Raw genomic sequence first — 9,012 nt, 5'->3', positions numbered from 1 at the left:
CCCCTTTGCGGGGCCCCCCCGCCCCGCGGGGGGCGCCCGCGGCCCAGGCCAGCAGGTCCTCGACCTGCGGGTGGTGGCTCACGTGCTGGTAGCGGTCCGTGACCATGGCGCCGCGACGGTTCCAGCGGCGCCGCCCCACGATGTGCACCCCGGCCGCGTTGAACGCGTTCGCGGTGCGCACGACCGAGCCGATGTTGAGGTCGTGGCCCCAGTTCTCGATCGCGACGTGCAGGCGCCGGTCGCGCGGCCTGCGCGCGTCCATGTCCGCGACGACGGCCTCGACCGTCCAGTAGCGGTACGCGTCCACGACGTTGCGGCGGTCGCCGTGCTCCAGGAGCTCGACGTCGTAGCGCGGGTCGGTCGGCCATGCCGCCCTGCCTCCGGGCCAGGGGCCGACGCCCACCTCGACCTCGTCCTCGCCGCGGCGTGCGGTGGTGTCGGTGGTGTCCGCCCCCGGGGCGTCGGACGGCGTGCGGTGCGCGGAGGTCTCGGTCACCTCCCCATTCTCCCCGGCCCCGCTCGGTACCCGGGCCGGGTGGTCCTGGGCGGGTGGCGCCGGGGCCGGGCCGGGTGGTCCTGGGCGGGTGGCGCCGGGGCCGGGCCGGGCGGGCCTGGCCGGGTGGCGCCGGGCCCGGGCCGGGCGGGCCTGGCCGGGCGATCCCCCCACGATGTTCACGGTCACGCCACGTGGGTCCGGGCCCGCGCGACGGCGCGCCGACTACGCTGGGTGCGTGCTCACCGACCTGCTCACGTCCACGCTGCCCGACGCCACGGCCGCGCTCTCTGCCGTCGACGGGAGCCACGTGGTCGCCCTCGGGCCCGACTGGCTCGACGCGCGGAACATGATCAGCGGGTTCATCGAACGCTTCGGCGTCTACGCGGTGTTCGGCATCGTCGCCGTGGTCTTCATCGAGACCGGTCTGCTGTTCCCGTTCCTGCCCGGTGACTCGCTGCTCTTCACCGCGGGCCTCCTGGTCGCGCAGGACGAGCTGAACCTGTCGATCTGGCTCGTGTGCGGCATGATCTTCGCCGCCGCGTTCCTGGGGGACCAGCTCGCCTACCTGATCGGGAACAAGATCGGTCCGCGGCTCTTCAAGCCCGACGCCCGCGTCCTGAAGACCAAGTACATCGACCAGGCGCACGACTACTTCGAGCGCTTCGGCGGTCGCACGGTCATCCTCGCGCGGTTCGTCCCCTTCCTGCGGACGTTCGCGCCGGTCGCCGCCGGCATGAGCGGCATGCGCTACCGCACGTTCGTGGTCTACAACCTCATCGGCGCGTTCGTCTGGGGCGTCGGCGTGACGCTCCTCGGCTACTGGCTGGGCAGCGTCCAGTTCGTCAACGACCACATCGAGACGATCCTCGTGCTCATCGTCGCGATCTCCGTGATCCCCGTCGTGATCGAGGTCCTGCGCGCCCGCCGGGAGTCCCGGCGGGTCACGGCCGAGGGCACGGGCGCCCTGACGGACGCCGCGACCGTCTCCGAGCTCGCCACCGCCTCCGCGACGCCCGCAACGTCGACCAGCGGTGAGGCCGCTGCGGCCCCCGCCGACCCGAGCACCGCCCCGGCGCCGGGGCCCGAGACGTCGACGGGCACCGTCGAGCACACCCCAGGAGAGGACCACCGATGACCCGCGTGATCGAGAGCTGGCTCACCGACATGGACGGCGTGCTCGTCCACGAGGGCCACGCCATCCCCGGCGCCCCGGAGTTCATCCGGGCCCTGCGGGACAAGGAGCGCCCGTTCCTCATCCTCACGAACAACTCGATCTTCACGGCCCGTGACCTGCGTGCGCGCCTCGCGACCTCGGGCATCGAGGTGCCCGAGGAGTCGATCTGGACGTCCGCGCTGGCCACCGCGCAGTTCCTGAGCGACCAGGTCCCGGGTGGCAGCGCGTACGCGATCGGCGAGGCAGGCCTCACGACGGCGCTCTACGAGGCCGGGTACACGCTCACCGAGTCCGACCCCGACTACGTGGTCCTCGGCGAGACGCGCACCTACTCGTTCGAGGCCATCACCAAGGCCGTGCGCCTGATCCTGGGCGGCTCGCGCTTCATCTGCACCAACCCGGACACGACCGGCCCCTCGCAGCAGGGGCCGCTGCCCGCCACGGGCGCGGTCGCGGCCATGATCACGGCAGCGACGGGGCGCGAGCCCTACTTCGTGGGCAAGCCCAACCCCATGATGTTCCGGTCCGCGCTCAACCGGATCGACGCGCACTCCGAGACGACCGCGATGATCGGCGACCGCATGGACACCGACGTCGTCGCAGGCATCGAGGCGGGGCTCTACACGTACCTCGTCATGACGGGCTCGACCAAGCTCCACGAGGTCGACACCTTCCCGTTCCGGCCCAGCAAGGTCGTCGACTCGATCGCGGACCTCGTCGACCGCATCTGAGCCTCCTCCGGCGGCCGGCCCTGCTCGAGGGCCGGCGTGCCGACCGGTGGCCCTGCCGCCCGTGGGCGACCCCGCCGCCCCTCCCCCGGACAGCGCACCGCCCCGGCCCCCCGACCAGCTCGGGGTACCGGGGCGGCGGTCCGTGTGCCGCGGTTCAGGCCTTGACGGCCAGGACCGGGCAGTTCGCCCGCAGCAGGATCTGCTGAGGCGTCGAGCCGAGCACGAGCTTGCCCACCGGGGTCCGGCGGCGCAGGCCGACGACGATGAGCTCGGCGTCGACCTCGTCGGCGACCTCGAGGACCACGTCGGCCGGCAGGGCGCCGGACTTCAGGTGGCGCACCTCGTGGCCGACCTGCGCCTCGTCGAGGATCTCGATGACGTGGGCCAGCTCGGCCTCGTCGGCCCACCGGGGGTCGACGAGCCGGTCCGCCCGGGTCGCGTTGACGATCACGACCTTCGACCCGAGCAGCGCGGCCGACCGGCCCGCTGAGCGAGCGGTGGCGGTTCCGAGGTCGCCGGGCGCGTAGGCGAGGACGACGGTCATCAGTTCACCTCCTGCGACTGGGATTCTTCACGAATCTCCTCGCCGAGCCGGGACAGCTCGGCGTTGGCACGCTTCTCACGGCTCTTGAGCCACAGGCCCAGGCCCACGATCACCAGGATCGAGACGTAGGCGGTGGCCGCGAACGGGCTCGTCACGAGGTAGGAGAGGTCTCCCTGGCTGATGGTCAGGGAGCGCCTCAGGCGGTCCTCGGCCATGGGGCCGAGGATCATGCCGACCACCATGGGGGCCACGGGGTAGCCGTAGCGCCGCATGAAGAAGCCGACAACACCGATGACGAGCAGGATGAGCACGTCGATCGGGGAGAAGTTGAGCGCATAGGACCCGAGCGCCCCGAACAGCAGGATGCCCGCGTACAGGTAGTGCCGGGGGATCTGGAGGACCTTGACCCACATGCCGACGAGCGGCAGGTTCAGGACGATCAGCATGAGGTTGCCGATGTAGAGGCTCGCGATGAGCGCCCACACGAGCGACGACTGCGTCTGGAAGAGCATCGGGCCCGGCTGGATCCCGTACGACTGGAACGCGACGATGATGATGGCCGCGGTCGCCGTCGTGGGGAGCCCCAGGGTCAGGAGGGGGACGAGGACGCCCGAGGCCGCGGCGTTGTTCGCCGACTCCGGGCCTGCGACGCCCTCGATGGCCCCCTTGCCGAACTGGTCCTTGTGCTTGCCCGCGAGCTTGCGCTCGGTCGCGTACGACAGGAACGTCGCCACGTCGGCGCCACCGGCCGGGATGGTCCCGACGGGGAAGCCGATCGCGGTGCCGCGGAGCCAGGGCTTCCACGAGCGGCGCCAGTCCTCGGGCTTCATCCAGGAGCGCCACCCCTTCTCGACCGGGATGACGTGCACCGGCCCGTGCCGCAGGCGAGAGGCGACGTAGAGCGCCTCGCCCACTGCGAACAGGCCCACGGCGACGATGACGACGCTGAGACCGTCGGCGAGGTTCGGGACGCCGAACGTGAAGCGCTGCTGCCCGGTCAGTGTGTCCGTGCCCATGAGCCCCAGGAACAGGCCGAGGGCCAGCGCGACCATGCCGCGCGAGACCGACTTGCCGAGGAGCGCTCCCACCGTGATGAAGGCGACGATCATGAGCGCGAAGTAGTCGGGTTCCCCGAGCTGGACCGCCCACTTCGCCATGACGGGTGCGACGAGCGTCAGGAGCACGGTCGCGATGGTGCCCGCGACGAACGACCCGATCGCGGCCGTGGCGAGCGCTGCGGCGCCGCGTCCGAGCCGAGCCATCTTGTGGCCCTCGAGCGCGGTCACGATCGAGGCGGACTCGCCCGGGGTGTTCAGCAGGATCGAGGTCGTCGACCCGCCGTACATGCCGCCGTAGTAGATGCCCGCGAACACGATGATCGCGGCCGTCGCGTCGAGCGAGTACGTCAGGGGAAGGAGCAGCGCGATGGTCATGGCGGGGCCGATGCCCGGCAGGACGCCGACCGCCGTCCCGATGAAGACGCCGAACAGCGCGTAGAGCAGGTACATGGGCTGCGCGACCGTCGCGAAGCCCTCCATCAGTGCGGAGAGGTTATCCACGGAACAAGCTCACCCCTTCGAGGAACGGGCCGGGGGGCAGCGACAGGCCGAGCAGTCCGCCGAAGACGAGCTGGACGACGAGCGCGAGGACGACGGCGAGCGCGATCGCGCGCCACCACGGGCGCGCGCCGAGCACGATCGCCGACCCGCCGAAGAGCAGCGTCGCCGCCACCGGCCAGCCGGCGAGGTTGATCGTGTAGACGTGCGCCACGAAGATGACGCCGAGGAGCGCGACCGTCTTCCAGTCGGTCCTGACGTTCGGGTCGACGTCCTCGCCGTCGTCCTCCTCGCCGAACCTCCCGCGCAGGAGCCCGATCAGCACGAGGACGCCCGAGATCAGCAGCAGGCCGCCGACGAGGTACGGGAAGGCGCGAGGGCCCATGGTCCCCGCCGACCCCGGGACCACGATGGTCCCGGCGTCGACGATCACGAACACGCCGAGCGCCACGGTGACCCCGGCGACGACGTACTCGCCGATCCGCCGCCTGGGGGCCGCGACGGTGTGCGCCGCAGCGGCCCCCGACGGCCCGGTCCCGCCGGTGAGCGGGACCTCTTCGGTCACCGGGTCCTGGCCGCGCGGGTCGGCGCGACGGCCCGTGACGACCTGGGGGGAGGCCCCGCCCGGTGCGGGGGATTCACCGGGCGGGACGACAGAGGACGGGGACATGTCAGATGACCAGACCGATGTCCTGCAGGACCGCCTGGATGTCGGCGATGTTCTGCTGGAGGTAGTCGTCGAAGTCGGCGCCGGTGACGAACGCGTCCGCCCAGCCCTTCTCCTCGAGCGTGGCCTGCCACTCGTCGGACGCGTGGAGCTCCGTGAGGACGGCCTCGAGCGCGGCGCGCTCCTCGTCCGTGATGTCGGCGGGGGCGAGCACGCCACGCCAGTTGGTGAGGTCGAAGCCATAGCCCGCGTCGTGGAGCGTGGGGACGTCGGGGAGAGCCTCGACCTTCTCGGGGCTCGTGACCGCGAGCGCGCGGACCGTGCCCGCGTTGACCTGCTCGACGTACTCGCCCACGCCGGAGATCCCGGCGCTGACCTTGTTGCCCAGGAGGGCGGCGAGGGACTCGCCACCGCCCGAGTACGCGACGTAGTTGAGCGTGTCGACGAGCTTCTCCGACGGGACGCCGGCCTGCTTGAGGAGCATCCCCGCGAGGATGTGGTCCGCGCCGCCTGCCGACCCACCGGTGACGGTGACGTCCTTGCCGTTGGCGACGATGTCGTCCACGAGCTCCTTGAGCGTCGTGTACTTGGACGCGGCCGGCACGACGATGACGAGCGGCTCCTCCGTGAGCCGCGCGATCGGCGTCGTGTCCTCGATGCGGGCCTGGGACTTGTTGGTCTCGACCGCACCGACCATGACGAGCCCGGTGACCATGAGGGTGTTGGGCTCCTTGACGTTCGCGAGGGACGCCAGCCCGACGGTCCCGCCCGCGCCGCCCACGTTGGTCACGTTGATGGTCTTCGCCAGCCCGGTGGCCTGCAGCTCCTTCTGGAGCGCGCGGCCGGTCTGGTCCCAGCCGCCGCCGGGGTCTGCGGGGACGATGATGTCGAGCGAGGCCAGGCCGACCGCGGCGGGCTTGTCGCTGCCCTCTGCGGCCGGGGCCTCGTCACCCGAGGCGAGTCCTGCGCAGGCGCTGAGGGCGAGGGCGAGACTCGTGAGTGCTGCTGCGCCGACCAGGCGGCGACGCCCCGGCCGGCTGGTGCTGTGCCCGCTGCGCGGGCTGACGACGGATGCCATTTCTCCTCCTTGAGCAGGCCTCGCGACGTCGTGGTCCCGGGCCGTTGGTGTGCAGCGGAGCCTAGGAGCGCGGAGGTGGTGCGTGGTCCCTGAGGTCGTAATGGACGTTGTGGTCGTTGTGGTCAGGTGGATTTCCGGCGCCAGGTCACGGGTACGTCTCGGTTCTGCGTCCGAGTGGCGGACCGCCCCTGTGGCCTGGGGCACACTGGTCCGGTGGGATGGGCAATGCCGCTCAGGGTTCAGCTGCTCCTGCTGCAGGTCGTCATCGTCCTCGCCGTGGTCTCGGCCGCAGGCGTGGTCGCGGGGACCCTGCAGGAGCGGCAGCTTCGTGACGCGTACCTGGATCGGATGACCGGGGTCGCGCAGTCCGTCGCGGGGCTGCCTGCCATCAGGGACGCGCTGGGCTCGGCCGACCCGTCAGCCACCATCCAGCCCATCGCCGAGGTCATCCGCGAGGCCTCCGACGTGACCTACGTCGTCGTGACCGACGACGAGGGCATCCGCATGTCCCACCCCACGGCGGCACGCATAGGGGAACGTGTGTCCACCGACCCGTCCGTCCCCCTGTCCGGGGGGACCTACATCGGGACCCAGACCGGCACCCTGGGCGAGTCGTGGCGCGTCAAGGTCCCCATCTTCGACGAGTCGGGCCGGTCCGTCATCGGGGCCGCGTCGGTCGGCATCCTCGAGTCGCAGCTCCACGCGGACTTCCGCGAGGACCTGGACGGCCTGCTCCTCGCGCTGGGCACCGCCGCAGCGGGCGGGGTCGTGTGCGCCTGGTGGGTCACGCAGCTGGTCCGCCGCAGGATCTACCGGCTCGAGCCGGAGGAGATCGCGTCCCTGCTCGAGACACGTGACGCGATGCTCCACGGCATCAGCGAGGGCGTCGTGGCCCTGGACCGCACCGGGCGGGTCGCCCTCGTGAACGACGAGGCCCGTCGCCTCCTGGGGCTGGGGCCCGGCGAGGCCCCCGTCGGGTCGCTCGCGACCGACGTGCTCGACGGCCAGCTCCTGGAGCTCGCCGACCGTCCCGGCGACCACTCGAGCGGCGAGCTGCTCCTCGCGGGCGAGCGCGTGCTCCTGGCCCGCGCCAACCCGGCGACGGTCGACGGGCGGGCGGTGGGCGCGGTGCTCGTCCTGCGCGACCACACCGAGCTGCACGCCCTCCTGCAGGACCTCGACGGCGCCCGCGACCTGACCGACGCCCTGCGCGCGCAGTCGCACGAGTTCGCCAACAAGCTGCACGTCGTCTCGGGGCTCCTCGAGCTGGGGCAGCACGTCGAGGCCGTCGCCTTCATCGAGCGCGCCGGGCACGGCGGGCTCCTCACGGCGAGCGTGATCGCCCCGGGCGTCCACAGCCCGCAGGTCGCGGCCCTGCTCCTGGCCAAGGCGACCACTGCGCGCGAGCGCGGGATCGACCTCGAGGTCGACCCCTGCTCGGTGCTCGACGCCCCCGACTCCCCCGACGAGACGACCCTCCAGCAGGACGTCCTGACGATCCTCGGCAACGCGATCGACAACGCGATCGACGCGGCGGGCCCCGGCGGGACGGTCCAGGTCCTCGTCCAGGAGGACGACGAGGAGATCACCGTCCTCGTCGACGACGACGGCCCGGGCGTCCCGACGGCGTTGCGCGCCGCGGTCTTCCGGCCCGGCTTCAGCACCAAGCACGCGGGAGCGCAGCCGCCCCGGTCCGTCCGCCGGGTGCCGCGTGCCGGCACGTCGTCGTCACCCCGGTGGGACGCCCTCCGGCACGACGACGCCCCCGCACCTCAGCTCCAGCCGACGCCGGGCTCCGACGCGGGAACCGCGCGCGGCATCGGGCTCGCCCTCGTGCGACGGATCGTCGCCCGACGGGGCGGCACCGTCGGCTTCACGACCTCACCGCTCGGCGGCGCGCGACTCACGCTGACGCTGCCCGTGCGCTCCTCCGCGGCCCTCTCGGGGGCCGCACTCGACCGACTCACCGGGACGGTGCACCGATGACATCCACAGACGACCGACTGCGCACCCTGATCGTCGAGGACGACCCCCTCATCTCCCGCCTGCACCGCGGGTTCGTGGAGAGCCACCCCCGCTTCGTCGTCGTCGGCGAGGCTCGCACGGGGGCGGAGGCCGTCCGAGCGATCTCGGTGCTCGAGCCCGACCTCGTCCTGCTCGACATCTACCTGCCCGACACGAGCGGGTTCGCGGTGCTGAACCAGCTGCGCCGGCGGCCCGGTCCCCCCGTGGACGTCATCGCGACGACGGCGGCACGCGAGCTCGACAGCGTGCGGCGCGCCATGGCGGGCGGGGTGCAGCACTACCTCGTCAAGCCGTTCACGGCGGCCGTGCTGCGGGGACGGCTCGACGAGGTGGTCCGGTTCCGCGCACAGGTGCGGGCGACCGACGGTGCGCTCGACCAGGCCACGGTCGACCGGCTCGTCCGGCAGGCCCGCAACGAGGGTCCCCAGCTGCCCAAGGGCCTGTCCGACCGCAGCCTGGAGCTCGTCGTCGGGGCTCTCGTCGAGGTGTGCAGGACCGGGTCGGTCGACGCCTCTGCGGTCGACGTGGCCGAGGCGACAGGGATGTCCCGGGTCAGCGCCCGACGCTACCTCGAGCACCTCGTCGCGATCGGCCAGGCCGAGGTCAACCCGCGGTACGGCTCGGCCGGTCGCCCCGAGAACCGCTACAAGCCGCTCCTCGCGGTCAGCGCGGAGTCGCCGTCCTAGCGGGGCCGCGAGCACAAGAACGGCGGGCGGGCCGGGACCTCGAAAGGTCCCGGCC

General features: G+C 72.3%; 8 protein-coding genes and 1 pseudogene. 4 read left to right on the top strand and 5 right to left on the bottom strand.

Annotation, left to right across the window (positions count from 1 at the left end):
* Positions 1–496: pseudogene (locus tag ACFRCR_RS13520) on the bottom strand (RNA methyltransferase); the annotation flags it as partial.
* A 235-nt stretch (positions 497–731) separates the two neighbouring features.
* On the opposite strand from ACFRCR_RS13520, the gene ACFRCR_RS13515 reads away from it, so the two are divergent.
* Positions 732–1,631, top strand: a complete 900-nt coding sequence (locus ACFRCR_RS13515; protein WP_377678209.1) for a DedA family protein — start codon at positions 732–734, stop codon at positions 1,629–1,631.
* A complete protein-coding gene (locus tag ACFRCR_RS13510; RefSeq protein ID WP_030151063.1) occupies positions 1,628–2,401 on the top strand; it encodes an HAD-IIA family hydrolase in 774 nt (257 codons plus the stop codon). The genes ACFRCR_RS13515 and ACFRCR_RS13510 overlap by 4 nt, the downstream gene beginning before the upstream one ends.
* A 154-nt stretch (positions 2,402–2,555) precedes the next feature.
* Here ACFRCR_RS13510 and ACFRCR_RS13505 read toward each other — a convergent pair whose 3' ends face one another.
* From ACFRCR_RS13505 to ACFRCR_RS13490, 4 genes are read right to left on the bottom strand one after another with little or no spacing between them, the layout of a single operon-like run.
* Positions 2,556–2,945: a universal stress protein gene (locus ACFRCR_RS13505; RefSeq protein WP_377678207.1), complete on the bottom strand. Its 390-nt coding sequence runs from the start codon at positions 2,943–2,945 to the stop codon at positions 2,556–2,558.
* Positions 2,945–4,504 (bottom strand): tripartite tricarboxylate transporter permease, encoded by a 1,560-nt coding sequence (locus ACFRCR_RS13500; RefSeq protein ID WP_377678206.1) that lies wholly within the window; start codon positions 4,502–4,504, stop codon positions 2,945–2,947. The genes ACFRCR_RS13505 and ACFRCR_RS13500 overlap by 1 nt, the downstream gene beginning before the upstream one ends.
* Positions 4,497–5,171: a tripartite tricarboxylate transporter TctB family protein gene (locus tag ACFRCR_RS13495; protein WP_377678204.1), complete on the bottom strand. Its 675-nt coding sequence runs from the start codon at positions 5,169–5,171 to the stop codon at positions 4,497–4,499. The genes ACFRCR_RS13500 and ACFRCR_RS13495 overlap by 8 nt, the downstream gene beginning before the upstream one ends.
* A 1-nt stretch (position 5,172) precedes the next feature.
* Positions 5,173–6,246 (bottom strand): Bug family tripartite tricarboxylate transporter substrate binding protein, encoded by a 1,074-nt coding sequence (locus ACFRCR_RS13490; protein WP_377678202.1) that lies wholly within the window; start codon positions 6,244–6,246, stop codon positions 5,173–5,175.
* Positions 6,247–6,471: 225 nt separating this feature from the next.
* On the opposite strand from ACFRCR_RS13490, the gene ACFRCR_RS13485 reads away from it, so the two are divergent.
* Positions 6,472–8,232 carry an ATP-binding protein gene (locus ACFRCR_RS13485; RefSeq protein ID WP_377678201.1) on the top strand — a complete coding sequence of 587 codons (1,761 nt, stop codon included), beginning with the start codon at positions 6,472–6,474 and terminating at the stop codon, positions 8,230–8,232.
* Positions 8,229–8,957: a response regulator gene (locus ACFRCR_RS13480; protein ID WP_191795558.1), complete on the top strand. Its 729-nt coding sequence runs from the start codon at positions 8,229–8,231 to the stop codon at positions 8,955–8,957. The genes ACFRCR_RS13485 and ACFRCR_RS13480 overlap by 4 nt, the downstream gene beginning before the upstream one ends.
* Positions 8,958–9,012: the final 55 nt, after the last annotated feature.

The organism is Oerskovia sp. NPDC056781, assembly GCF_042789955.1.
Lineage (GTDB): Bacteria > Actinomycetota > Actinomycetes > Actinomycetales > Cellulomonadaceae > Oerskovia > Oerskovia rustica.
This window is presented reverse-complemented; position numbering and strand designations above follow the sequence as displayed.

What these genes read in the sequence shown, in the direction of transcription:
- ACFRCR_RS13485 (WP_377678201.1), top strand. Translation starts at nt 6,472, where the DNA reads ATGCCGCTCAGGGTTCAGCTGCTCCTGCTGCAGGTCGTCATCGTCCTC.
- ACFRCR_RS13480 (WP_191795558.1), top strand. Translation starts at nt 8,229, where the DNA reads ATGACATCCACAGACGACCGACTGCGCACCCTGATCGTCGAGGACGAC.
- ACFRCR_RS13510 (WP_030151063.1), top strand. Translation starts at nt 1,628, where the DNA reads ATGACCCGCGTGATCGAGAGCTGGCTCACCGACATGGACGGCGTGCTC.
- ACFRCR_RS13490 (WP_377678202.1), bottom strand. Translation starts at nt 6,246, where the DNA reads ATGGCATCCGTCGTCAGCCCGCGCAGCGGGCACAGCACCAGCCGGCCG.
- ACFRCR_RS13505 (WP_377678207.1), bottom strand. Translation starts at nt 2,945, where the DNA reads ATGACCGTCGTCCTCGCCTACGCGCCCGGCGACCTCGGAACCGCCACC.
- ACFRCR_RS13495 (WP_377678204.1), bottom strand. Translation starts at nt 5,171, where the DNA reads ATGTCCCCGTCCTCTGTCGTCCCGCCCGGTGAATCCCCCGCACCGGGC.